Source organism: Pseudomonas quasicaspiana, assembly GCF_021147825.1.
Lineage (GTDB): Bacteria > Pseudomonadota > Gammaproteobacteria > Pseudomonadales > Pseudomonadaceae > Aquipseudomonas > Aquipseudomonas quasicaspiana.
In genome coordinates, this window is sequence record NZ_JAGTPI010000011.1 from 1 (window position 1) to 25,102 (window position 25,102).

Here is a 25,102-nt window from a genome sequence, read left to right on the forward strand (position 1 = left end):
ATAAGGCTGGACGCGATCTAAGTCAACCGAGTCCAGCCTTATCGCGAGCAAGCTCGGCTCCCACAGGGGAACAGCGTTCCAACCCAAATGACAGTGGCGATATTGGCAGCCTTCCGCCCACAAAAAACCCGGCCGAAGCCGGGTTTTTATTAACGGCCGATCACTGCATCCAGGGCGGAGGCGGTTCTTCGGCAGTTTTGCTCGGTGGAGCATCGTCGGCAGCGCGGGCGGCCTGGCGACGATCTTCGTCCAGACGCGCGGCTTCGATTTCCCGCAACACGCCACCCACATCGGCCTCGTCTTCCGGTTCATCAAACTCGCCGGTCAACACTGTCGCTGGCGATAAGGTCCCTGCTTCGTAGTACGACCACATTTCCTTGGCGTACTTCGTTTTACGCAACTCAGGCGCAAAGCGGCCGAAGTAGGAAGCCATGTTGCCCACATCACGCTCCAGCATGCTGAACGCGTGGTTGTTACCCGCTGCGTCGACAGCCTGAGGCAAATCGATGATCACCGGGCCAGTCGGGGTCAACAGCACGTTGAACTCCGAAAGGTCACCATGCACCAAACCGGTACACAACATCAGTACGATCTGCTCGATCAAAAACTTGTGATATTCCCGAGCCTGATCCGGCTCCAGAACCACATCATTCAATCGCGGTGCGGCGTCGCCATACTCGTCGGCGATCATCTCCATGAGCAACACGCCTTCAAGGAAGTCGTATGGCTTGGGAACCCGAACGCCAGCGCCAGCCAGCCGGAACAGCGCCGCCACTTCGGCGTTCTGCCAGGCATCCTCTGTTTCCTTGCGACCAAACTTGGAGCCCTTGGCCATCGCCCGTGCCTGACGACTGTTACGTACCTTACGGCCTTCCTGATACTCGGATGCCTGACGGAAACTGCGTTTATTTGCCTCCTTGTAAACCTTGGCACACCGCAGCTCATTGCCACAGCGCACCACATAAACAGCTGCCTCTTTACCGCTCATCAGCGGGCGCAGCACCTCGTCCACCAGACCGTCCTCGATCAGGGGTTCAATGCGTTTAGGAGTTTTCATCAGCTTTTATTGTGGGTCCTTCGTTGCCAAACACGCGATTGTTGCCCGTTATACGGCAATCCTCTGCCAGCGAGTAGTAGGAGCTGACGTTTGATGTGGATAGTTTCTGTCGGAAAAACCCTCATCGCCCCGATATAAAGCAGCTTTCATGCCGTTAGAGAGCAAAAAAACAAACCTGGATCTCAAGGTAAGAAACTTCAGCCACTGCACGCATTGCGTAAGGTAATCCGGTCAATTACTGCTTGAACAGTTCACCGGGAGTGAACCCGAACAACCCCTTGAAAGCCGCGATGAACGCCGAAGTCGAGTCGTAGCCGCAGGCCAGCGCCGTATTGGTTACGCTGTCACCATTCTCCAGCGCGCCAAGGGATGAAAGCAGCCGCGCACGCTGCCGCCAGCCACGGAAGCTCAAACCCGTTTCACGCAGGAACAGGCGCATCAAGGTTTTCTCCGAAGCGCCCAGACGTACTGCCCAATCGTGCAACGTGATCAACTGGCTCGGGTTTTCGATCAGTTCATTGCACAGTTCCAGAAGACGCGGGTGACGAGGCAAGGGCAACGAGAACCCCACTTCAGGCAGATGCGCCAACTGGTCCATGAGCACTTGCACCAGTCGCGCTTCGCTGGTGTCACCCAAGGGGTACTCGGCGGGTAAATGACAGAAGCTTTTGATCAGCTCCCGAGCCAAAGGCGTCACTTCCAGAACCCTACAGCGCTGCGGCGCCCAGCCGGAGTCCTCTTTGCGTACATACAGGCTGCGCATTTCTGCACGCATGGAGGTCACCACTTCATGCTCCAGCCCCGCCGGTATCCAGACACCCCACTGCGGGGGGGCAAAGAAACTGCCTTCGGCGGTATGCACGCCCAGAACGCCACTGATCGCGTAGGAAAATTGCACCCACTCATGACGATGTGGCGGCGTCCATGATCCAGCGCTCAAGCTCTCGGCGCGGGCATACAATGGACGCGGCAATTCGCTCAATGCTGGAATCTGTCGCTCGCTGCCATGACGATGCATATGAATTTGTCCGTTAGCCGTTATGGAATGGCCTTATGTCGCAAGACGGAAGTTTACGAGTGCGTTAGCCTTCGGACATCTATTTTTACAAACAATTGCCGAGCGCTTATGTCTGTCCTCAAACATCTCAAACGCGTCGTCACCGACTGGTTCCTCTGCGGGATGGTCCTGGCCACGGTTCTGGCCTACTTCTTCCCGGGCTTTGGTGCCACGGGTGGCGGCATGCATGCTGAATACGTCATCAACATCGGCGTGTTCGTGGTGTTCTTCCTGCACGGCGTCAATCTCTCCAGCGAGCAGATCAAAAACGGCCTGAAGAACTGGCGCCTGCACATCATGGTGCAGGTCTTCACGTTTGTGGTGTTCCCCATTATCTGGCTGGCCTGCGACAAGGCATTTGGTGCCTACGTTCCGGCATTGTTGATGCTGGGCTTCCTGTACCTGTGCGCACTGCCCTCGACCATTTCCTCTTCGGTGGCATTGACCGGCAGTGCAGGCGGCAACGTCCCAGCGGCGATTCTCAACGCCAGCATGTCCAGCGTGTTCGGCATTTTCATGACGCCGTGGCTGGTCAGTCTGGTCGTTGGTACCGGCTCTGGCGGCATCGACCTGGGTTCCACGTTGCTGAAACTGAGCCTGATGTTGCTGCTGCCACTCATCCTGGGCCAGTTGGTGCGTCCGTTGGTGGGCAAGTTTTTCGCCAGACACAAGAAGTACACCAACCTGATCGACAAGATCGTGATCCTGCTGCTGGTCTACGCGGCGTTCTGTAATTCGATGGTGTCGGGGCTGTGGCAAACCCAGGGCAACTCGGTCATCGCCATGGCCTTCGCAGGCAGTGCAGCATTGCTGGTAGTGATCCTGCTACTGACCACCGGCACGGCCCGCGTCCTGAAATTCAATCATGCGGACAAGGTGGCGGCGGTGTTCTGTGCGACCAAAAAGTCACTGGCGGCCGGTGCTCCGATGGCAGCGCTGATTTTTGGAAACAATCCGGGGCTGGGTCTGATCCTGCTGCCGATCATGATCTACCACCCGCTGCAATTGATCGTGTGTTCGGTGATGGCCGAGAATTATTCAAACCGGCACAAGCTGCAACTGTCGGCGGAAGCGCTGGAGGAAGCCCGGGCGGCGTGAGCAAGCCCAATATCAGGTTAATACAGGACTTGTGGGAGCTGGGCTTGCCCGCGATAAGGACACCTCGGTCTATCCTAGATCGCATCCAGCCTTATCGCGGGCAAGCCCAGCTCCCACAATGCATTCCAATATTGGCAGTTGTGTCCATTCTCATCACCGCTCAAGAATCGCCGTAACCCCCTGCCCGCCCGCGGCGCAGATGGAAATCAATCCCCTCCCTTCCCCTGCGACACTCAACAACTTGGCCAGGTTGGCGACGATACGTCCGCCCGTGGCGGCAAACGGGTGACCGGCGGCCAACGAGCTGCCTTTGACATTCATCTTGCTGCGGTCAATCGAGCCAAGAGGCGCGTCAAGCCCAAGCCGGGTCTGGCAATAATCTGCGTCCTCCCAAGCCTTCAGCGTACACAACACCTGCGCGGCGAACGCTTCGTGAATCTCGTAGTAGTCGAAGTCCTGCAAGGTCAGGCCATTGCGCGCCAACAGCCGAGGCACGGCATAGGCTGGCGCCATCAGCAGGCCCTCTTTGCCGTTGACGAAATCCACCGCCGCAGACTCTCCATCACGCAGATAAGCCAATACAGGCAGGCCGCGCTCTCGGGCCCACTCTTCACTGGCCAGCAGCACCAATGAAGCTCCGTCAGTCAGCGGTGTGGAGTTGCCCGCTGTCAGCGTGCCCTTGGCGCTGCGCTCGAACGCGGATTTCAGGCTGGCGAGCTTGTCGAGGGTCAGGTCCGGACGCAGGTTGTTGTCGCGGGTCAGGCCCTGAAACGGTGTGATCAAATCGTTCTGCCAGCCTTCGGCATACGCTGCGGCCATTTTCAGATGGCTTTCCAGCGCCAACTGGTCCTGTGCATCGCGAGGGATATTCCAGGTTTGCGCCATCAATTCGCAGTGCTGCCCCATGGACAGACCGGTGCGCGGTTCGCCATTGCGTGGCAACTCAGGCTTGAGATTATGCGGACGCAATTGCAACAAAAGTTTAAGTTTGTCGCCTACGGACTTGGCCCGGTTAACCTGCAGCAAAATGTTACGTAAATCTTCGTTCACGCCAATCGGCGCATCGGAAGTGGTATCCACCCCGCCCGCAATACCGCATTCGATCTGTCCCAAGGCGATTTTGTTGGCCACCAGCAACGCCGCTTCCAGCCCGGTGCCGCAGGCCTGTTGCAGATCGTAGGCAGGCGTCTGCGGGGACAGGCGCGAGCCCAGCACGCACTCGCGGGTCAGGTTGAAGTCCCGGGAATGCTTGAGCACAGCCCCGGCAACGACCTCGCCCATGCGCAGGCCATGCAGGTTGAAACGCTCGATCAAACCCTCCAGCGCGGCGGTCAGCATGTCCTGATTGCTCGCGGTGGCGTAAGGGCCGTTGGAGCGAGCAAATGGAATACGGTTACCGCCGACGATGGCGACCCGGCGTGGCTGATTCATTGAAAACTCCCTTTCTTGATACGGATTCGCTGATGAGCAGCGTAGGGGATACTCGAACGAACGTCGCTTGAGTGTGGTCAACTCCTTTGAACCCCGACTCAAGGAGAGTGTTCCATGCCGTCTGATCGCTACATAGATTTTGCCAACTCTGACCTGGGCAGCCGCCTGGTTGGCGCTGTTGGCCTGCCTAAACCGGTCAGACTGGAACGCTGGCAGGCTGGACGTCTGCGCCCTGTTGAAGGCTCGCTGCTGATCAGCGCGGGACCGCTGGCCGATCAGGTCCGGCTATTTGCTCCTCGCTTGACCGAGTCGATCTACAGCTTTGGCTCGGAGGTACCCGGCGCAACCGCCTGGGTTGCCGATCAGGGCCCGAAAATCAAAGCGGTGGTCTTCGATGCCAGCGCTTTCACGCGCACCGAAGACCTCAAGCAATTACGCGAATTCTTTCAGCCTTTGTTGAAAAAGCTCGATTACAGCGCGCATGTAGTGATTCTCGGCCACGCACCCGCAAGCGTCAGCGAGCCGCTTGCCGCCAGCACCCAACAAGCACTCGAAGGCTTCAGCCGCTCGCTGGCCAAAGAGATGCGCAACGGCGGCACCGTACAACTGCTGCAGGTGGACAATGGAGCGGAGGATCAGCTTGAAGGTGCACTGCGGTTTTTCCTGTCGCCCAAGAGCGCGTTTATCTCCGGCCAGGTTGTCCGCCTGAGCGCTTGCCCATCACAGGTTCAGGACTGGAGTCGGCCGCTTAGCGGTCGCAGAGCATTGGTGACCGGCGCTGCACGCGGTATCGGTGCAGCGATTGCCGAAACCCTGGCTCGCGACGGCGCAGAAGTGGTCTTGCTCGATGTGCCTCAGGCCAAATCAGACCTGGATGCCCTGGCAGCACGACTGGGCGGCAAAGCCCTGACGCTGGACATTGGCGCGGCCGATGCGGGCGCGCAATTGATCGAACATCTGCAGGGTGGCATCGACATTCTGGTGCACAACGCCGGGATCACCCGGGACAAGACGCTGGCCAACATGTCTGCCGATTTCTGGGACTCAGTGCTGTCGGTCAATCTCAACGCCCCTCAAGTATTGACTGAAGCACTGCTGGAAAGTGGCACCCTGCGCGACAACGGTCGCGTCATTCTGCTGGCTTCGATCAGCGGACTTTCGGGCAATCGTGGGCAAACCAATTACGCCACCAGCAAGGCCGGCCTGATCGGTCTGGCCCGGGCAATGGCGCCCACTTTGAGCGAGCGCGGCATCAGTATCAATGCCGTGGCTCCCGGCTTTATCGAAACCAAAATGACCTCAAGCATGCCGTTTGCCCTGCGTGAAGCGGGCCGCCGCATGAGCTCCCTGGGTCAGGGCGGTTTGCCGCAGGACGTGGCTGAGGCGGTTGCCTGGCTGGCCCAGCCGGGTGCTGGTGCGGTCAGCGGTCAAGTGCTGCGGGTCTGTGGTCAGAGTGTCATCGGCGCATAAGGCGCAAGACAATAAACAAGAGCAAGGAGATGCACGATGAGCGCTCACTGGCGATACCTGGATTCCCTGCCGACACTGCCGAACCTGTTCGTCCAGGCCGCGCTGCGGCGCAAGGTGACCGGCACTGAACTGCCTGATATCGGCTTGCGTTGCTGGACGTCCGTGGACCCGCAAAAGCTGTCTCAGTACCGCGAAGTGTGTGGTTTCAGCGAAAACAGCCTGCTGCCGCCCACTTATCCACACGTGCTGGCGTTCAATCTGCAAATGCAATTGATGACGGCCAAGGACTTCCCCTTCCCGTTGCTGGGGCTGGTTCATCTGGCTAACCGGATCAGAATTCATCGGCCGCTGGGCAGCGTGAACAAGGTGTACATCGGTGTAAAAGCTGAAAACCTTCAGCCTCACGACAAAGGCGCTACGTTCGATCTGATCACTCAGGTTGAAGATTCAATGGGCCTGCTTTGGGAAGAAGAAAGCACGATGCTGTGTCGCGACGTGAAACTGGAAGGTGCAGCGAGTGGCGATTATGAGCCTGCGGATATGCCCATGACAGAAGTTGCACGCTGGCGTGCGGCGGCGGAAATTGGCCGACGTTACGCCAAGGTGTCCGGCGACTACAATCCGATCCACCTGAGCGGGCCAAGCGCCAAACTGTTCGGCTTCCCGAAGGCGATTGCCCATGGCATGTGGCTCAAGGCAAGAACCCTGGCCTTTCTGACCAACCATCTTCCGGCGTCGAACGTCGATATCAGAGTGCAGTTCCAGAAGCCGGTGCGCCTGCCCAGCGAGATTGTGCTGTCGGCCAGCGCAGCGGGCTCCCATGGCCAATTCCGCCTGGAAGGTGCACCGGGGTTGGTGCACATGGTGGGGAGTTGGCAGCCGGTGACGGAGGTTGTCGAATAACTGTTGGAGCGAGGCTTGCCCGCGAAGAACGATGACACGGTGTGTCTGACATATCGCGTCGTCTTCTTCGCGGGCAAGCCTCGCTCCAACAGAGAAAACTTACATCAAGGCTTCTTCTTGCGCGGCCCCGTGTTGAACACCGGGACTTTACGCACTGGCTTGGCCGATGGCGCTTCCGGCGCGGTGTCGCCACTGTCGATCCATTTGCCCAGGTTGCGTTTACCGCCACCAGAGGTTTTGGGTTTCTTCGGCTTTTTCGGTTTCTTCAGGATCTGGCCGCTGGCATCGGTGGTTGGCACGCGGTGTTCCGGTGCGAAATCCGGTTCTTCTTCACGACGCAACGTCTGACGGGTCAGGGTCTCGATTGCTGACAGCAATTCCACTTCGTCAGCACATACCAGCGAAATGGCCTCGCCCGTCAGGCCTGCCCGGCCGGTGCGACCAATGCGGTGAATGTAGTCCTCGGCAACGATCGGCAGGTCGAAGTTGACCACTGTCGGCAAATCATCGATATCCAGGCCGCGCGCAGCAACGTCGGTCGCCACCAGAATCTGTACTTCGCTGGCCTTGAAACGATCCAGCGCCCGCTGACGTGTAGCTTGTGGCTTGTCGCCGTGGATACCGTCAGAACTGATGCCCAATCCCTGCAAACGATCCACCAGTTGATCAACGCCAACGCGCGTCTTGGCGAACACCAGAACCTGAGACCAGCGCAGTTTTTTCAGCAGATGGATGAACAACTCGGGTTTGCGCTTCTTGTCGACCGTCACTACCCACTGTTTGACCGAAGACGCCGCCACATTGCGCGGGCTGACCTCAATGGTCAGTGGGTCGTCGAGCATCTGCCCGGCCAACTGGCGGATGGCGTCGGAGAAGGTCGCAGAGAACAGCAGGGTCTGACGTTTTTTTGGAAGCGCCTTGTAGATGTCGCGCAGTTCCTCGGAGAAGCCCAGATCAAGCATGCGATCCGCTTCGTCGAGGATCAGGGTTTGCAACTGGGAGAACTTCACCGCGTTCTGGCGGTAGAGGTCGAGCAAGCGGCCTGGAGTAGCGACCAGCACATCGACGCCCTTGCGCAGTTTCATCATCTGCGGGTTGATGCTCACGCCTCCGTAGACCGCGTAAGTGCTCAGCGGAAGGTGTTCGGCGTACTGACGAATATTCTCGTGGACCTGCTCGGCCAACTCACGGGTCGGCACCAGCACCAGCGCACGCACCGAGTTGGGAGTGACTTTCGGGCCTTCCATGGTCAGGCGTTGCAGCAATGGCAAGGCGAAGCCGGCAGTTTTGCCAGTACCGGTCTGGGCGGCGGCCATCAGGTCACGCCCGGCCAGGACCGGTGGAATCGCCTGCGCCTGAACAGGCGTTGGAGTCTGGTAGCCGAGCGTTTCAAGAGCGCGCAGCAGGGGTTCGATCAGGCCGAGTGTGGCGAATGTCATTTGAATACCGTAGATAAATCACGCGAGATGGCGCGCAGTTTACCCTGTCCGGACTATTCCGGCCCGCACCGCCTGCGGCTTTCGCCATTAGCCCGGGTCAATCTGCTGTAGATACTGGCAACAAGGCAATAGACGACGCCTTTAAAATCCGCGCTGGCGTTTGATGGCGTCGCTAATTTTCGCTGCGGGCACTTTTTGCAGCGTGCAGAGCAATTGGTGGGAGATCGCAGAAAGGCCATGGGTGTGGCGCAGTTCATTGGTCAGATACGCGGTGAGGTTGGCGGCCATTTCGGCGTCGGCCATGGCTCGGTGAGCCTTGCCGGTGTTGGGCAGGCGTGCATAGCTGGTCAGGGTGCCAAGCTTGTGATTGGGAGCAGTCGGCATCAGGCGTCGCGCCAACAGCAATGAGCAGGCAAAGCTTTGTTGGCGGCTGCGCTCGATGCGTGACAGCTCGTAGTCCCAGAACTTCTGGTCGAACGAGGCGTTATGCGCCACCAGCGGTATCGTGCCCACAAAATCAGCCACGTCACTCATGACCCGCTCGGCCGACGGCGCGGTACGAATCATGCTGTTGCTGATACCGGTCAGCGACTCAATGAAGCCTGGAATTCGCACACCGGCGTTCATCAGGCTTTGAAAACGATCAACGATGCGCCCCTGCTCCATGATCACAACAGCAATCTCCGTGGCACGGCAGCCCTGGCCGGGAGAAATACCAGTGGTTTCAAAGTCGATGACCGCTACTTGTTCCAACACTTGATGAACCTTTGAAAAATCAACGTAAAAGCAACGCGCCTTCGATGGGCACGTAACGAGTGGCGGCGCGAATCAGCGAGTTGGCGGTCAGCCCCGGCACGCCATAGGCAACCGCTTCGACGCCATGTTTGCTGATGATGCGCTCAAGCAACAAATCGAAATCGCCATCGCCGGAAGCCAGCACCACTTCGTCGACCTGTGGCGCGACGTCCATGATATCGATGGTGATGCCCACGTCCCAGTCACCTTTGGCCGAACCATCGCTGCGCTGGATGTAGGGCTTGAGTTTGACGGTGAAGCCGAGGTTGCGGAGGATTTGCTGGAATTGCTGCTGCTTGCTGTCGCCACGGTCGATGGCATAGGCGTAAGCCTCAACAATTTCCCCACGCTTGCTGATATCCGCCCACAACGCCGCATAGTTGAAATGGCAACCATGGGCCTGACGGACGGTGTAATAGAGGTTCTGTACATCGGCGAACACAGCGATTTTCTTCACCGGTAATCCTCATGACGCAGCAGCGCAGCCAAACGACAACGCCGATTCAGAAGTTGAATCGGCGCTTAGTATGCCAGTTTCGTGTGTGGCTGAGTCGCTGGGGCCTGGCGATAAACTTGTGGGAGCGAATTCATTCGCGAAAGCGGTGTATCAGATATACATTTTTCATGGCCGCCACCTTCGCGAATGAATTCGCTCCCACACAGACTGTGTGAAAACGTAGCGAGCGACGGCAAGACAAGGCAAAAACAGGCGAAAAAGCGGAGTCTAGGTGTTCTAAATGAGCATTTTTCGCCTGTTTTTAACGCAGTATTGCCGAGCGCAGTAGTTTTCACACAGTCTGCACAGGTACCGCGCTATTCAGCTCAACACTCAAACAAACGAATCATCATCCCCGCCATCAAAACCGCCGTCATCCCAGCCGCCTTGATCGCTGCCGTATGAATCGTTGCTGGTCACACTCTCTTGGTTATCGTTCCAGCCGCCACCAGAATCCTGAGGGCTATGATCAGCAACCTGAGCAGGCTCTTCTTTGATGACTTCGACAACTTCTTCAGGCTGATTGTGACTGCCAAACATGCTGCTCAGACCTTGCGCGAGCATTACACCACCGGCGACACCGGCTGCGGTTTGCAACGCGCCACCGAGAAAACCGCCGCCGCGTGGAGCCTGCTGTTGCGGAGCGGCGTAGTTACCCTGATTACCCTGCGGCGCGTTATAAGGCGGCGGGCTGGAAGGACCACCGTCGCGCCAGCCACCACCGGACGAGGCTGGCGGCTGGGAGAAGGACTGCTGCGGCTGAGACTGCGGACGGTTGCCTCCGCCACCGAAGATGCTCGACAGAAACCCACCACCGCCCTGCGCCGGAGCCGAAGAGCCCTGAGCCTTCGCCTGCTGAAGTTCAGCCTGCAAACGCTGGATTTGCTCATCGCGCTCTTTGACCTGCTGGTTGAGCTGATTCACTGCCGCTTCCTGCACCAGAATCGCCTGCGCCATGTAATAAGGCGCGGCGGGCTGCTGGTTGAGATGCTCCTTGATCCTGGCCTCAGCCTCGACGTCACGGGGGGCTGAACCGGTTTCGGCACTTTTCAGTTTGCTGAAAAGACCATCGATCAGGGTTTGCTCTTCGCTGTTCATGGCGACCTCGTTAGATTGCCGTTAAAAATCTTCGCCTGGCCGAATAGCCAATGCGTAAGCAAGGTAATGGGGCTAATCCGGGGCGTTTCAATAGACTGTCGTAAATGTTAAGAAGGCTCTGGCCGGTACCTGGTTAGCCAGCTAAAGTGACCGACTGCTTTTTCTGCGACCCGATCCTAATGAACCCGCTGACCATTCTTACCGACTCCCTGTACTTTTTCCGGCGCAACCTGACGAGCATTCTGGTGCTGTGTCTGCCGCTGGTGATCGTTGAGGCGCTGGCCAAGCAGGCGCTGAGCAGTTCGCTGGCGGCCAACACTTCATCGACTTACGAGTTACTGATCGGTGTGTTGTTCTACCCGCTGTACACCTGTGCACTGATCCTGTTTCTGGATGCACGCACCCGTGGTGGTGACCAGCCTGGAACGCTTGACCTGCTCGCCATGGCATTACGCATGTGGCCGACCTTCGCCGTGCTCTCGGCGCTGAGCACGCTGCTGATCCTGTTCGGTCTGTCGCTGTTTATCCTTCCCGGCATCTGGGTGATGGTCAGACTGGTGTTTTCGGAATACCTGCTGGTACTGCGCGGCCTGACGCCGCTAATGGCGATGCGCGCAAGCTTCGAGATGAGCCAGGGTCACTTCGTGCGCATCATGACCTGCGTGCTGTGCATCTATATTCCCCTGTCGCTGCTTGAAGGAAGCGCTTATCTCCTGCTCCCGGAGAAACCAAATGAGGCCGCCGTTTTGCTGATCAACGTCGTCAGCAGCTTCCTGCAACTATTCACCAGCGTGGTGATGTTTCGCCTGTTCATGCTACTCAACGAACCGCCTGAACAACCCGAAGAGCTGGAGTAAACGAGACGAAGGCTGCCAATCATGTTCCAGTCGGGCTATGCTCGGGTTTGCACTTTTTTCGAAACCCTGCAACGCGACCTTCTGACTGAACGCAACGCGTTCTAAGCCGAGCCGATGAGCCGCTTGATCCGTTTCATGCTGATTCTTGTATTGCTGGCCGGCGTGCTGCTGGGGCTGGTCTACACCCTGACCTGGCGCCCTGTACCCCGCGAAGAACTGCCTGTCAGCTGCAGTCCTGCTGATAAAGCACCCCGTTTGATACCCGGGCAAGCGCTCAAGGTGATGACCTGGAACATCCAGTATCTGGCGGGCAAGCGTTACGTGTTCTGGTATGACGTGACTGATGGCAGCGGTCAGGACGAGCGGCCAACGCCGGAAGATGTCGCCTTCAACCTTGATGAAGTCGCCCGGGTGATTCGCGACGAACAGCCGGACATCGTCCTGTTGCAGGAAGTGAACGACGGCGCGAAGAACACCGATTACGACGATCAACTGGCGCTGCTGCAAGAGCGCGTCACCGACCTGTATCCCTGCAGCTCCGAGGCGTTTTACTGGAAAGCCGATTTCGTCCCGAATCGGCACATCGCAGGCAGCGTCGGCATGAAACTCGCGACCCTGAGCCGATTCGAAATCGACCGGGCCGAACGCATTCAGCTACCGATTCGCGACGCCAACCTGATCAGTCGACAGTTCCAGCGCAAACCCGCATTGCTGGTCAGTTACCTGCCCCTGCGCGACGGCGGTCATCTGGCTGTGATCAACACCCATCTGGACACATTCATTGAAGGCGACGACGCCATGCAGCGTCAGGTGCAGGCGACCAGCAAGCTGCTCGACAAATTCGAAGCCACTGGCACGCCCTGGCTGATCGGCGGGGATTTCAACCTGCTGCCGCTGGGTCAGTATCAACGTCTGCCTGCCGAACAGCGCTCGTTGTATCAGCCAGACAGCCAGTTGCATGTGCTGTGGGACAAATACCCGATGATCCCGAACAACGTTGAAGTCGGCGGCATTGATCGCGCGAAATGGCTAACGCACTTCCCCAATGATCCGCGCGTCAGTGGCCCTGACCGCACCGTGGATTACCTGTTTTTCAGCCCGCGACTCAAACGTGTGGGGGCGGCTGTGCGCCAGGAAGATACGCTGCTGATCTCCAATCATTTGCCAGTGATTGGGCGGTTTTTGTTGCCGGTGTTGCCCTGAAGCCCATTGAATCGCGCCAATATCAGGCTCGCCCTCCTCTGTGGGACCGAATTTATTCGGGAAGGCATTATTTCAAGCAATACATAGGCTGCGAATGTACCGGCCCATTCGCGAATGAATTCGCTCCCACAGAAATGTATTGGCAAGCCAACATGGGATCGTCCAAAACGAGCGTGTCACTCTGGTGGTTATGGTGGATAAGTGAGCGTTATTGAAAACTATTCGGTGATCGACAATCCTGGATCATCTGACCGCGGTGCCAACTCTCAAGGCTTGAGCGTGTGGGAGCTGTTGCCTACCGGAGTCGCATGGTCTTTTCTTGGGTGTTCTCACAAAATCGAAAATCCCCAGAAACTGATTCCCGAATTATTAGTGGACGCTACTGGCATAGCGGTTGTGATTGCTCCCTTTGATATCAAAGGAAATGAAGCCTTGATTATCAAGCCTGACGGCGACCTGATGTGGGATGTCCGCGCGGCTGCAAAAACCGTAGTCGGCCAAGGAATTTTTTCTGATGTCTATTATGTGTCCGGGCAACTGTGCTTCTTTGTAAACATCAATAATCTGGATTACAGATTTTCGTTTGATGTTGTTTCTGGAGCGGTCGGCGAGTTGATGCCTTCATATTGAATTCATCTCGTAACCATCTGATGTAGTTGGCTGTTTTTTGTTGCCGGCGTTGCCCTGAGTTTCCGCGAACTTGAACAAATATCTGTAGGAGCTCACGAGCACCGCGAGGTAGCGATGGCGGTGTGTCAGGCAAATCGCTATCGCGGCCTCGCGGTGCTCGTGCACTCCTACAGGGACCGTGTTTGCTGCGCGATAGGGTTGTGGCAGGCACAGAAGGCGCTCTCCTAAAGCGCCTTTACTTCCTCGGCTTGGTCCGCGCCGTCGGCTCGGCAATCAGCGGGTCATCCGGCCAATAGTGCTTGGGGTATCTTCCTTTCAAATCCTTCTTCACTTCGGCATAGGTACTGCGCCAGAAGTTGGCCAGGTCTTGTGTGACCTGCACCGGACGGCGGGCCGGGGACAGCAGGTGCAGTTTGACGATCTGCCGCCCGTTGGCGATGCGTGGTGTATCTGCCAGACCAAACAGCTCTTGCAGGCGCACGGCGAGAATCGGCGGGTGTTCGCTGTAATCCAGACGCACCGATGAACCCGACGGAACGCTCAAGTGGTGTGGCGCCAGCTCATCCAGACGCTGAGGCAAAGGCCACGGCAGCAGGTTGTGCAGGATCGACGACAGGTCCAGATTACTGAAATGGCTGAGCCGCGAGACCTTGCCCAGATACGGCAGCAACCAGATTTCCAGCCGCTCAAGCAAACCGGCGTTACTGACATCCGGCCATTCGCTGCTGTCTTTCTGCTCAAGATCCAGCGAACGCAACAGGCCGACCCGCGCCTGCCATTGGCGCAGTTCGGGTGTCCACGGCAGCAGCTCAAGACCTTTACGGCGCACCAAAGCCAGCAAAGCCTGACCTTTGGCGGACTCGTCCAGCCCGGCCAGCGGCTCACGACTTAGAATCAACTCCCCCACCTTGCGCTGCCGCTCGGCACGGAACACACCTTCGCGCTCATCCCAATCCAGTTGGTCGAGCTGAACCACTTGTTCCGCCAACACCGAATCAAACAACGCAGGATCGAACTCGGCTGCCATGTAGATACGCTCTTCGCGCTGACCCTGACGACTGCCAAGGTCGGCGATAACCAACCACGGTTGCTTCATCAACGCATCGACTTCGGCAAACAAGGCGGCACGACCATTGGCCAGGCGGTATTCCGCACCACCCGCCTTGCGTTGTTGCGCAACCCGGTCGGGATACGCCAGCGCCAGCAGCGCGCCAAGCCAGCGCGGATGGTCTGGGTCGCTGACGGGTTCAGACACAGAACCGCGCAAATAGCCGCGATATTGGCGAGCCAGTTGTTTGGCCCGTTGCACGCCGCCTTGAGCGCCACGGGCAGCACGCTCACTGCCATCGAGCAGCGTCAGACGACTGTGCAGATCGGCACCGGCACCACGCAAAATGTCGCGCTCGCCAAGCAGTGCAGCAACATCGCAGGCCAGACTGCCAAGGCCCAGCGCCTGACCGCGCAGGAGCAAATGGGCGATACGCGGGTGAGCGGGCAACTCAGCCATGGCCTGACCATGAGGGGTGAGTTTGGGCTCTTGCCCCGGCTCACGGGTCAGCGCGCCCAGACGGACCAACAAATCCTGAGCCTGGCCGTAAGCCGCAGCGGGCGGTACATCGAGCCAGACCAGCTGTGTTGGCGTTACGCCCCAGCGCGCCAGTTGCAAGGCTAAACCCGCGAGATCGGCCTGAAGAATTTCCGCTGCACCGTAAGCAGCCAATTGTTCATGTTGAGCTTCGGACCACAGCCGATAACACACTCCCGGCTCCAGCCGCCCTGCTCGACCCGCGCGCTGAGTTGCGCTGGCTTTGGAGATCCGCTGCGTGTCGAGGCGGGTCATGCCGCTGCCCGGATCGAAACGCGGCACCCGCGCCAACCCGGCGTCGATCACCACGCGCACGCCATCAATGGTCAGGCTGGTTTCGGCAATATTCGTCGCCAGCACCACTTTGCGAATGCCTTTGGGCGCAGGTTCGATAGCGGCACGCTGGGCGTTCAAATCAAGCTCGCCGTGCAAGGGACACAGCATGATGTCGGAGCGCGAGCCCAGCGCATCCGCCAGTTGCTGATTGACCCGCCGAATCTCGGCCTGCCCCGGCAAGAACACCAGCAGGCTGCCGCTTTCATCGTTGATCGCATCCAGCACCGTCTGCACCACACGCGGCTCGATGAATTCGCCGGGCTGAAACGGTCGCCCCCACTGCATCTGCACCGGGAACATCCGACCGTCGCTGCGCACCACCGGCGCATCGTCGAGCAAACTCGACAGCCGCTCGCCCTCCAGAGTGGCCGACATCAGCAAGATCTTCAGCGGTTGCTCGTCGCGAAACAGGTCGCGGCCGTTCAGGCTCAGGGCCAACGCCAGATCGGCATCCAGGCTGCGCTCGTGGAACTCGTCAAAAATCAGCAAGCCCACGCCTTCCAGCGCCGGATCATCCTGTAAGCGTCGGGTCAGAATGCCTTCGGTGACGACTTCAATACGGGTATTGGGCCCTACCCTGCTTTCCAGACGGATCCGGTAGCCGACCGTTTCACCCACCTTTTCGCCTAGCTCACTGGCCAGTCGTTCAGCCGCTGCCCGCGCTGCCAGACGGCGTGGTTCGAGCATGAGAATGGTTTGCCCGGCCAGCCAGGTTTCCTCAAGCAACGCCAACGGCACGCGCGTGGTTTTGCCTGCGCCGGGCGGGGCTTCGAGCACCGCTTCATGGCGCTCGGACAGCGCCTGGCGCAGGTCGGGTAAAACAGCATCAATGGGCAGGGAAATCATAGCGGCTCCAGAACAGGCCGCAGATTATACGTGCCGATGGCTATTTGAGCTTAAAACGAGCGTCGCCCGTCAGTTGGTACAACAACTCGATACCCTCGGGCCAAGGACCGTAACCGGATTGTCCGTTGATGTGCCCGGCATTCTCCAGCCAGATCAACTCGCTGCCCCACGCCTCACTGAAGAGCCGGGCTCGTTCCTGGGTGACATAGGGGTCATTCGTGCTCGTCACTGTGATGCTTCGGAATGGCAGGCGCCGCGTCGACATCGGCGTGAAGCCGCTCGTACCGGGCGGATAGCTTTCTGCTTCCGTATCGCTGGGAGCCACCAGCAAGGCGCCGCGTACTTTATTCACCTCTGGATATTGCCCGGCCCAAAGAGTGATCAAGGTGCAGGCCAGGCTGTGACCGACCAGTACGACTTCACCGTCGGTTGCCGTGATTTCCTGATTGAGGCGTTCAACCCAATCCGCTGCGACCGGTGTTTCCCAGTCTTGCTGCTCAACCCTGTGCAGCTCGGGAAACTGCCGCTCCCACTGCGATTGCCAATGGGTTTCGCCCGAATTGAACAGCCCCGGCAACGTCAAAACCCTGATTGACATCATTCGTCTCCTTTGGATGTGTCAGTAATATGCAGTGGTTTGGCTGGTGGGTAAATCATGGATGCTATAGGCAGCTCCTACCCGAAAAATGCAAATATTTGATTTGAATGTTTTTTACCTGTAGGAGCGCGCTTGCCCGCGATTCGGTTTTTCAGTCGATGAATACATCGCCTGCACTGACGTGATCGCGGGCAAGCGCGCTCCTACAGATACGTGTCTACTGCGAGACAGCGCGGTGTCAGGGACACTTGGCAGCTCCAGGAAAGTGCATTCAATTCATTGTTCTGCATGTTGGCCACTAATGAGTTACGCCAGCGAACCGCCGAACCATGCAATAGTCATAGCTCTGCGTTATTTGCCTTGTATAGTTGCCACTTCAACTCCTGGAGATGTTCATGCGCATTCCTTCTCGTTTAATCGGCGGCGTTGTGGTCGCTACTCTGCTGACCCAACTCACCGCATGCGGCAGCATTTTCTATCCTGATCGTCGTGGCCAGATCGATGGCAAGATTGACCCGGCGATCGCCGTGCTCGACGCGGTCGGCCTGCTGTTTTACGTAATCCCTGGCCTGATCGCCTTTGGTGTCGACTTCGCTACCGGCGCGATCTACTTCCCGCACGGCCAGAGTGCGCAGATCGACCCGCAAAAACTGCAACCGGCTGTGAACGCTGATGGCAGCGTCGACAACAGCAAGCTGCAAGCCATTCTGGAAACCGAACTGGGTCGCACTCTGCCATTGAACGATCCACGCCTGATCCAGCATCGCGGCAGTGTGCAACAACTGGCAGCGCTGGGCCTCGCCCCGTCGGCCTGACTGTAATCTGAAGGAAGCACCATGAGCACCAGCCTCGAACACGCCCGCTTGTTGCGTCTGGCAACCCGGGCTTCGCTGGCGGTTGCCAGTACCCTGATCATTGCCAAGGCGGTGGCGTGGTGGCTCAGTGGATCGGTCAGCCTGCTAGCCGGGTTGACCGATTCGTTGCTCGATGGAGCGGCATCATTTCTGAACCTGCTGGCGGTGCATTACGCCCTGCGACCGGCCGATGACGATCACCGTTATGGGCATGGCAAGGCGGAAGCGCTGTCGGGCATGGCACAGGCGCTATTCATTGCAGTCAGTGCCTGCCTGATCGGCTTTCAGGCGGTCGAGCGGATTCAGAATCCGGAACCGATAGGCTCGCCCGGTCTGGGCATCGCCGTGATGTTGCTTTCGCTGGTGCTGACTTTTGCCCTGCTGACCTTCCAGCACAAAGTGATCAAGGAAACCGGCTCCGCCGCGATCCGCGCCGATTCGCTGCATTACCGCTCAGATATGTTGCTGAACATGGGCATTCTGCTAGCGCTGGTGTTGGCATGGTTCGGCTGGCAGCAACTGGATGCCTGGTTTGGCCTGGGTATCTCCCTGTACATCCTGTGGAGTGCTTTCCAGATCGCCAGGGAAACCGTTTCGGTGCTGATGGATCAGGAATTACCGACGGATGTCAGCGAAAGAATGCTGGAGCTGGCGTGCAGCGTACCGGGCGTACTCGGTGCCCATGACTTGCGCACCAGGATTTCCGGCAACCATTGGTTCGTGCAGTTGCATCTGGAGTTGCCGGGAAGCCTGACGCTGTCCGTCGCCCACGCTCTTTGCGATCAGGTTGAAGCCGCGATCAACAGCGAGTATCCGAAGGCCGAAGTGCTGGTGCACGCCGACCCGCAGGAAGTCGTGCGCCCAGCTACAATCTGAATCAGTTAATGGTGTAGCCGCGCCCCATCAGGCAAGCCACCATCGAACGACGGTAGACCTGAATCATCGCCGGTGCATTGTTTACATTCGGTTCGGCCGGATCAAAGCTGCTCTGTTCTACCGACCAGCGATAGCAGTCATATTTGTCCTGTGCGACCTGCTCGGCGCTCTGGCCATTGTTTGGGTAGGCGACCGGGTCATACGGGCTGGATGCAGGCGCCTGTGGCGTATAAACCGGCTCGACGTTTTGCGGCGGATAGGCCACCACATAATCCTGTGTATCTTGCTGATAGCTGTAGTACGTCCCGGCAGCCACGAAGAACAGCGAGCTGCCAATCCAGACTTCCTGAGAATAGGCCGGCAAGCTGCGTACTCGTACGCCATACGGCGGCGTCACGATCACATAGCGCGGACCTTGCGGACGGTACCAGTAGCCGTCCGAATAGTAGTAATCCAGGCCGCGATACGGGACGCGGGAATAACTGCCCGGCACTCGGTCAATCACATGGCCCGGACGATATTGCGGGCCGGGACCCCAGCCATTGCCGTGACCATCAGGACGACCGGTCCAGTGATCATTAGGACGGTTATCACCCCGACTCCCGCGATAACCATTGTTCTGGTCCTGGTAATACCCCTGACGCGGTGGCTGGGTCTGGCGCGCCTCGCCGGGGCCGCTCTGAATCGGCAGATTGTCCTGACGCTGCTGTAGCTGCTGACGATCAACCTGGCGTTGCTGCTGAATTTGCTGTTGTTGCTGGCGCTCAACCTGACGCTGTTGAATTTGCTGCTGCTGAATCTGCTGCTGTTGCTGGCGATCAACGTCACGAATCTGTTGCTGCTGTTGGCGCTCGACCTGACGTTGCTGATTTTGTTGCTGTTGAATCTGCTGTTGCTGCTGACGTTGAACATCACGCATTTGCTGATCCTGCTGACGCTCGACACCGCGCTGCTGTTGGATCTGTTGCTGTTGCAGGTTCTGTTGCTGGCGCTGCTGCATTTGCTGCGGAGCATTGGGTTGCTCGCGCTGCTGACCCGCGCCCGCGCTGCCACGAATCTGATCACGTGGTGCGTCATCCCCGGCCAAAGCCTGAGTGCTGATGCTTACACATAACAGGCTCAAACCTGCCAAATGCCAGATACGGGATTTCATGCTTTCCTCACAGGGGCGCCGGATGTATGTGGTTAAGACTGCATTATTGATGCGCCGTTCGCCGCATGCTATCAGCACGCTACTAGCGCGAACATGTTCCTGTGCACAAACAACCATGCACAAAGAAAAAGGGGGACCTTGCGGCCCCCCTTCGAGAATTTCGTCCTGGCTCAACGCTTGTGGCGTCGGCTCACCTCATGCCGTCTTCTGGACAGTATGTAGCCCGGGGGCCGTGCCAACCCTTTTGGGCTGGAGGCCGCAGCTGGCCTGATTGGGCGAGCCGCGCTGGACGCTATGTCCGGGCAGTGATTCTGTTTAAAAGCATAGGCCTGAGGCGTTAGCACAGGATTGCTAAAATTGCGGGATAAAACATTACTTGCGCAATTTTTAGCTTCGGATGAATAATTCAGCGCAATACAACCCAGGAAGGTGAACTTCGTGAGCAAACTCGACAGATATGATCTGAGTATTTTGGCGGAATTGCAGCGCGACGCGCGCATCTCCAATCAGGAGCTGGCTGAACGAATCGGTCTGTCCCCTTCGCCATGCTCGCGACGCGTAAAGCAGCTGGAAGACGATGGCTACATCGTCAGACAGGTTGCACTGCTGGACCGAAAGAAGCTTGGCCTCAATCTGACAGCCTACGTACTGATCGGCATGGATCGGCATACGCCCGACCGCTTCGAGAACTTTGAAGCACAGATTCGCAACCTGCCTCAGGTCCTCGAATGCAGCCTTGTGACCGGTATGGATGCGGACTATCAGTTGAAAGTCGTGGTAGCTGACATGGATCACTATCAAAAGCTGCTGTTAGGGCACCTTACCCGTATCGACGGTGTTACCAGCGTGAAATCGAGCTTCGTGCTCAATCAGGTGCTGGCCAGCACCGAGCTGCCTTTGGTGCATCTGCGCAACTGATTGGCTGGAGAGCGTGATGGAGCCTGAAGTTTACGAACAATGGATGATGACAAGCCTCATCACCCTTCTGGTCGGCTTCATGGGCTTCATCGTCTGGGACCTGGCGAAGAAGTCCAAAGCCGGACGATTCGGCACCCTCATCCTGTTCTTCGTGCTGGGCCTGGGGATTATGGCGTTTGTGATCAAGACGGTTGTGATTGCTTATCTTGAGAGCTAAAGCAATTTCATGTGGGAGCAGAGCTTGCTCGCGATAGGGCTGCACGCGATTCACTATAGACCGCGTTGCCTGTATCGCGAGCAAGCTCTGCTCCCACAAGGTCTAGACCTGCTCACAGCTTCGCGGGCACTTCCCGCCATTGCCCTTGATCCAGCCCTTCAATCGTCCAGTCGCCAATCCTGACCCTCACCAGCCTTAGCGTCGGCAGACCTACCGCGGCAGTCATGCGCCGAACCTGTCGGTTACGGCCTTCCTTGATGATCAACTCCAGCCAACTGGTGGGCACGCTTTTGCGAAAGCGCACCGGAGGATCGCGTGGCCAGAGTTGTGGTTCGTCCAGTTGCCGAGCCTGAGCGGGCAAGGTCGGGCCGTCATTGAGCTGCACACCGTCACGCAATTGCTGCAACTGCTCGGCACTCGGCTCACCTTCAACCTGCACCCAATAGGTTTTCGGCAGTTTGTGTTTCGGGTCAGCGATGCGCGCCTGAAGCTGGCCGTCGTTGGTCAGCAGCAATAAACCTTCGCTGTCCCGATCCAGTCGTCCGGCTGGATAGATGCCGGGGATCTCAATGAAATCCTTGAGTGTCGCCCGCCCTTCTCCATCACTGAACTGAGTCAGCACATCGAATGGCTTGTTGAACAGGATGAGCTTAGGCTCGGCGGGCGGAGCCTTGGCGACACGGCGGGTTGCACCGGCATTGGCAGGCGATGGGCGACGAGCAGGAGGGCGCTGGGTACGGGACATGACAGTTTCGGTATTCGGAAAACAGAAAGGGCCACTTTAATGGCCCTTTCGTTCATCACCTAATAAATCAACGGAACGGCGGCTCATCGAAGCTGCGCAGTTTGCGCGAATGCAGCGAATTAAGCTGAGTACGCATCAGGTCCAGTGCTGCAATACCGATCTTCAAATGCTGGCTGACCGCGCGCTCGTAAAACGCGTTGGCCGAGCCGGGCAGCTTGATTTCGCTGTGCAATGGCTTGTCCGAAACGCAGAGCAACGTGCCGTACGGCACCCGCAAGCGATAGCCCTGGGCTGCAATGGTGCCACTTTCCATGTCCACAGCCACTGCACGGGACAGGTTGATCAGCGGACGCTCCTGGGCCCAGCGCAGTTCCCAGTTACGGTCGTCATAGGTCAGAACCGTACCGGTGCGCAGACGCTTCTTCAGATCGTCGCCTCGCTCGCCAGTGATCTGCGCTGCAGATTCCTGAAGAGCCAACTGCACTTCGGCCAACGCAGGAATCGGAATATGAGGCGGCAGTACCCGGTCAAGAATCCCGTCGCGACGCATGTAGGCGTGAGCCAGCACGTAGTCGCCGATAGTCTGGGATTGGCGCAGCCCGCCACAGTGGCCGATCATCAGCCAGCAATGCGGACGCAGCACGGCGAGGTGATCGGTGATGTTCTTGGCGTTGGACGGACCTACGCCGATGTTGACCAGCGTGACGCCATGACCGTCTTCAGCAATCAGGTGATAAGCCGGCATTTGATACCGATGCCAGACCACGCTGGCGACGATGGCCTGCGCTTCACCGTGATCCATGCTCTTCTCGACGATGACGTTACCCGGCAGAACCATGCGTACAAAACGCGGGTCTTCACGCAGCTTTTCCAGCCCGTGGACGATGAACTGGTCAACGTAGCGGTGATAGTTGGTCAGCAGGATCCACGGCTGCACATGACGCCAGTCGCTACCGGTGTAATGCACCAGACGTCGCAGGGAAAAGTCCACGCGGGCGGCATCGAACAAGGCCAGCGGCAGAGGGTCGGTGTTGGCCCAGTCGTACAGACCGTCGGCGATGCCATCAGTGGCGGCAGACAAGTCAGTGCTGGGGAAAACCCGCGCCAACGCTGCGGCCGTTACGCCAGAACCCGCCAGTTCGTCGCCCTGCTCAACCACATAGGGATACGGGATGTTTTGCTCACTGACGCCGACTTCCACCGTAATCGTGAAATCGTTCATCAATGGCCCGAGTTGTTCGAGCAGGTATTTGCGGAAGGCTGCCGGGTGAGTCACGGTCACGCTGTAGTTGCCGGGCAACTGAACCTTGGCATAAGCGCGAGTGGTCAGCGGCACTTCGCCCTGGCAGTGATAAGTCAGGCGCAATTCTGGATAACGGAACAGGGCACGCTGCTCGGCATCAGGCTCGATCCGGTCTTTCAGATACTGCTTGAGTGCCTTACTCAGCGCACTGGTTGCGCGCTCATGCAGCTCAGCAAGGCGATCCACGGCTTGTTCAGGCGTTTCAACGACAATAAAGGTTTCAGTCACAATTAGTATCCTTCTGATCTTGCAGTGGCCCATCTTGCCTGCATCGTGAAGGGAAGGCACTAGTGGCGTAGTGCGGAAGGTTATGCCTAGTCATGAACAGGTGAGACCGACTTTAATTGGGAAAGGCCGGGACAAACACCAAATATTCCAGAGGTGCTACCAACTTACGGCATACATGGACTTTTGGGAGCGAGGCGATCCCGGCGGGTTATGTGCCTCAGCCAACCATCGGGGTGGATCGTGCAACGAGCGCTTGCACATCAACGCCTCTTGGCAAGGTGCCGTACACCGAACTCCGCGACGCCAGTCGACTGGCAATAAACGCATCACTGACCGCCGCATTGCCCGCTTCAAGCAACAGCTTGGCCTGCAGCGCCAGCGCAATGTCTTCGGTCAGTTGTCGAGCCCGGTACTGGATATCACCGGTATCCCGAAACGCGGCTTTCAAGCCATCGATATGCATCGCCAGATCCTGATCGCCATGCCCGTCGCCCAACTCGGCGAACAGGGTATCAAGCACGCCCGGCTCCCTGGACAGCGCCCGCAGCACGTCCAGGCATTGCACGTTACCGGAGCCTTCCCACGTGGAGTTGACCGGTGCTTCACGATAAAGCCGCGGCAGGATGCTGTCCTCGACATACCCCGCGCCGCCCATGCACTCCGCAGCCTCATTGATCATGGCCGGGGCTCGTTTGCAGATCCAGTATTTGCCCACTGCCGTCACCAACCGGGCGAAACGCGCCTCGTGCGGATCGTCCAGATGGTCAAGTGCGCGCCCCATGCGCATGCTCAAGGCCAGCGCGGCCTCGCTCTCCAGTGCCAGATCAGCCAGTACGTTCTGCATCAAAGGCTGTTCGGCCAACATCCGACCGCCAACACTGCGATGAGCGCAATGATGCGCGGCCTGGCTCAAGGCCTGACGCATCAGGGCACTGGACCCGACCATGCAGTCGAAGCGGGTCATACCAACCATTTCGATAATGGTCGGCACACCACGGCCTTCTTCACCGAGCATCCAGGCAAACGCCCCGCGGAATTCCACTTCGCTGGACGCGTTGGACCAATTGCCCAGCTTGTTCTTCAAACGCTGTATGTAAAACTCATTTCGGGTGTCATCCGGACGATGCCTTGGCAGCAGAAAACAGGTCAAGCCCTTGTCGGTCTGCGCCAGCGTCAGAAACGCATCGCACATCGGCGCCGAACAAAACCATTTGTGCCCGACCAGCTCATAAGCCTGGCCCGGGCCTGACGCTCCAACGGGATAGGCCCGCGTGGTATTGGCGCGAACATCGGTGCCACCCTGCTTCTCGGTCATGGCCATACCGATGGTCACGCCAGCCTTGTGCGCCATGCCGATATTTCGGGGATCGTATTCCCGTGCAAGGATTTTCGGCAGCCACCGTGCAGCCAGATCAGGCTGCACGCGCAGCGCCGGCACACTGGCAAAAGTCATGGTCAATGGGCATCCGCTACCAGCTTCGGCCTGACTGTGCAGGTAGCTCATGGCGGCGCGGGCAACATGGGCACCGGGTTGTGGATCAGTCCAGGGTAGCGACGGGATGCCATGCTCTACCGCCGTACTCATTAACTGGTGGTAAGCCGGATGGAACTCCACCAGATCAATACGATGCCCATACCGATCATGACTGGCGAAAACCGGCTTGTTCTGATTGGCGAGAAAACCCGCCTCCATCAGCGGCCCGCCCGCCAGCGCGCCATACGCATCGATTCGGCCCTGAGCCCAACCGGCACCAAAGCGCTCCGTCCATTGCTGCAGCGGCAGATCGATGCGATAGAGATTCGCGCCGTCCAGAGGGGGCGGCTGGTTGGTGACTTCGTGGGTTTCGGCGAACTGATGCAGGTTCATGGCGATATCCTCTCTGTCGGGTGCGCTTCGAGCACAACCAGA

The 25,102-nt window shown here is 58.2% G+C and carries 23 protein-coding genes; 10 read left to right on the plus strand and 13 right to left on the minus strand.

What is annotated here, in order from left to right; all coding sequences use genetic code 11:
- Positions 1–160: 160 nt before the first annotated feature.
- A complete protein-coding gene (locus KDX30_RS09555) occupies positions 161–1,057 on the minus strand; it encodes a PA4780 family RIO1-like protein kinase (RefSeq protein WP_027898139.1) in 897 nt (298 codons plus the stop codon).
- A gap of 235 nt (positions 1,058–1,292) precedes the next feature.
- Entirely contained in the window at positions 1,293–2,099 is an 807-nt protein-coding gene (locus KDX30_RS09560) for an AraC family transcriptional regulator (protein WP_406643815.1), read from the minus strand.
- A gap of 84 nt (positions 2,100–2,183) precedes the next feature.
- On the opposite strand from KDX30_RS09560, the gene KDX30_RS09565 reads away from it, so the two are divergent.
- The gene (locus KDX30_RS09565) at positions 2,184–3,212 is read left to right on the plus strand and encodes a bile acid:sodium symporter family protein (protein ID WP_099269460.1); all 1,029 of its coding nucleotides are present in this window, start codon (positions 2,184–2,186) and stop codon (positions 3,210–3,212) included.
- Positions 3,213–3,365: 153 nt separating this feature from the next.
- On the opposite strand, the gene KDX30_RS09570 is transcribed toward KDX30_RS09565, so the two are convergent.
- Positions 3,366–4,643 (minus strand): acetyl-CoA C-acetyltransferase, encoded by a 1,278-nt coding sequence (locus KDX30_RS09570; RefSeq protein ID WP_122707095.1) that lies wholly within the window; start codon positions 4,641–4,643, stop codon positions 3,366–3,368.
- Positions 4,644–4,757: 114 nt separating this feature from the next.
- On the opposite strand from KDX30_RS09570, the gene KDX30_RS09575 reads away from it, so the two are divergent.
- A complete protein-coding gene (locus KDX30_RS09575; protein ID WP_231675616.1) occupies positions 4,758–6,113 on the plus strand; it encodes a 3-oxoacyl-ACP reductase in 1,356 nt (451 codons plus the stop codon).
- A gap of 36 nt (positions 6,114–6,149) precedes the next feature.
- Positions 6,150–7,016 carry a MaoC family dehydratase gene (locus tag KDX30_RS09580; RefSeq protein WP_231675617.1) on the plus strand — a complete coding sequence of 289 codons (867 nt, stop codon included), beginning with the start codon at positions 6,150–6,152 and terminating at the stop codon, positions 7,014–7,016.
- 104 nt (positions 7,017–7,120) lie between these two features.
- Here KDX30_RS09580 and KDX30_RS09585 read toward each other — a convergent pair whose 3' ends face one another.
- The 4 genes from KDX30_RS09585 to KDX30_RS09600 all read right to left on the minus strand — a co-directional run bounded on the left by KDX30_RS09585 (position 7,121) and on the right by KDX30_RS09600 (position 10,844).
- Positions 7,121–8,455 (minus strand): DEAD/DEAH box helicase, encoded by a 1,335-nt coding sequence (locus KDX30_RS09585; RefSeq protein WP_231675618.1) that lies wholly within the window; start codon positions 8,453–8,455, stop codon positions 7,121–7,123.
- Positions 8,456–8,596: 141 nt separating this feature from the next.
- The gene (locus KDX30_RS09590) at positions 8,597–9,208 is read right to left on the minus strand and encodes a 3'-5' exonuclease (RefSeq protein ID WP_027902938.1); all 612 of its coding nucleotides are present in this window, start codon (positions 9,206–9,208) and stop codon (positions 8,597–8,599) included.
- 22 nt (positions 9,209–9,230) lie between these two features.
- Positions 9,231–9,707, minus strand: a complete 477-nt coding sequence (locus KDX30_RS09595) for an NYN domain-containing protein (protein WP_099269455.1) — start codon at positions 9,705–9,707, stop codon at positions 9,231–9,233.
- A 372-nt stretch (positions 9,708–10,079) separates the two neighbouring features.
- The gene (locus KDX30_RS09600; protein ID WP_099269454.1) at positions 10,080–10,844 is read right to left on the minus strand and encodes a DUF2076 domain-containing protein; all 765 of its coding nucleotides are present in this window, start codon (positions 10,842–10,844) and stop codon (positions 10,080–10,082) included.
- A 179-nt stretch (positions 10,845–11,023) separates the two neighbouring features.
- Here KDX30_RS09600 and KDX30_RS09605 point away from each other — a divergent pair, with 179 nt between their 5' ends.
- The 3 genes from KDX30_RS09605 (at position 11,024) to KDX30_RS09615 (ending at position 13,534) form a co-directional block, all read left to right on the plus strand.
- On the plus strand, positions 11,024–11,701 hold the full coding sequence (locus KDX30_RS09605; protein WP_231675619.1) for a YciC family protein: 678 nt from the start codon (positions 11,024–11,026) through the stop codon (positions 11,699–11,701).
- A gap of 114 nt (positions 11,702–11,815) precedes the next feature.
- Positions 11,816–12,904 (plus strand): endonuclease/exonuclease/phosphatase family protein, encoded by a 1,089-nt coding sequence (locus KDX30_RS09610; RefSeq protein WP_122707091.1) that lies wholly within the window; start codon positions 11,816–11,818, stop codon positions 12,902–12,904.
- A 201-nt stretch (positions 12,905–13,105) separates the two neighbouring features.
- Complete coding sequence (locus KDX30_RS09615; RefSeq protein ID WP_231675620.1) at positions 13,106–13,534, plus strand: hypothetical protein; 429 nt, start codon at positions 13,106–13,108, stop codon at positions 13,532–13,534.
- Between the two features lie 235 nt (positions 13,535–13,769).
- Here the strand turns inward: KDX30_RS09615 and hrpB are convergent, their stop codons facing one another.
- Together hrpB and KDX30_RS09625 are read right to left on the minus strand one after the other, a co-directional pair.
- Entirely contained in the window at positions 13,770–16,301 is a 2,532-nt protein-coding gene (gene hrpB / locus KDX30_RS09620) for an ATP-dependent helicase HrpB (protein WP_231675621.1), read from the minus strand.
- A gap of 40 nt (positions 16,302–16,341) precedes the next feature.
- Positions 16,342–16,899 carry an RBBP9/YdeN family alpha/beta hydrolase gene (locus KDX30_RS09625; RefSeq protein WP_231675622.1) on the minus strand — a complete coding sequence of 186 codons (558 nt, stop codon included), beginning with the start codon at positions 16,897–16,899 and terminating at the stop codon, positions 16,342–16,344.
- A gap of 395 nt (positions 16,900–17,294) precedes the next feature.
- Here KDX30_RS09625 and KDX30_RS09630 point away from each other — a divergent pair, with 395 nt between their 5' ends.
- Positions 17,295–17,714 (plus strand): hypothetical protein, encoded by a 420-nt coding sequence (locus tag KDX30_RS09630; protein ID WP_027901831.1) that lies wholly within the window; start codon positions 17,295–17,297, stop codon positions 17,712–17,714.
- A 21-nt stretch (positions 17,715–17,735) separates the two neighbouring features.
- Positions 17,736–18,629 (plus strand): cation diffusion facilitator family transporter, encoded by an 894-nt coding sequence (locus tag KDX30_RS09635; protein WP_099269448.1) that lies wholly within the window; start codon positions 17,736–17,738, stop codon positions 18,627–18,629.
- A gap of 1 nt (position 18,630) precedes the next feature.
- Here KDX30_RS09635 and KDX30_RS09640 read toward each other — a convergent pair whose 3' ends face one another.
- Positions 18,631–19,782, minus strand: a complete 1,152-nt coding sequence (locus KDX30_RS09640) for a DUF6515 family protein (protein ID WP_099269447.1) — start codon at positions 19,780–19,782, stop codon at positions 18,631–18,633.
- A 438-nt stretch (positions 19,783–20,220) separates the two neighbouring features.
- Here KDX30_RS09640 and KDX30_RS09645 point away from each other — a divergent pair, with 438 nt between their 5' ends.
- A complete protein-coding gene (locus tag KDX30_RS09645; protein WP_027901835.1) occupies positions 20,221–20,700 on the plus strand; it encodes an Lrp/AsnC family transcriptional regulator in 480 nt (159 codons plus the stop codon).
- 16 nt (positions 20,701–20,716) lie between these two features.
- Positions 20,717–20,917, plus strand: coding sequence for a DUF2788 domain-containing protein (locus KDX30_RS09650; RefSeq protein ID WP_027901836.1), 201 nt, complete (start codon positions 20,717–20,719; stop codon positions 20,915–20,917).
- Between the two features lie 112 nt (positions 20,918–21,029).
- Here KDX30_RS09650 and KDX30_RS09655 read toward each other — a convergent pair whose 3' ends face one another.
- The 3 genes from KDX30_RS09655 to KDX30_RS09665 all read right to left on the minus strand — a co-directional run bounded on the left by KDX30_RS09655 (position 21,030) and on the right by KDX30_RS09665 (position 25,060).
- Complete coding sequence (locus KDX30_RS09655; RefSeq protein ID WP_027901837.1) at positions 21,030–21,662, minus strand: pseudouridine synthase; 633 nt, start codon at positions 21,660–21,662, stop codon at positions 21,030–21,032.
- A gap of 67 nt (positions 21,663–21,729) precedes the next feature.
- The gene (gene amn / locus KDX30_RS09660) at positions 21,730–23,226 is read right to left on the minus strand and encodes an AMP nucleosidase (RefSeq protein ID WP_176560639.1); all 1,497 of its coding nucleotides are present in this window, start codon (positions 23,224–23,226) and stop codon (positions 21,730–21,732) included.
- 184 nt (positions 23,227–23,410) lie between these two features.
- Positions 23,411–25,060, minus strand: a complete 1,650-nt coding sequence (locus KDX30_RS09665; protein ID WP_231675623.1) for an acyl-CoA dehydrogenase family protein — start codon at positions 25,058–25,060, stop codon at positions 23,411–23,413.
- Between the last annotated feature and the right edge of the window lie 42 nt (positions 25,061–25,102).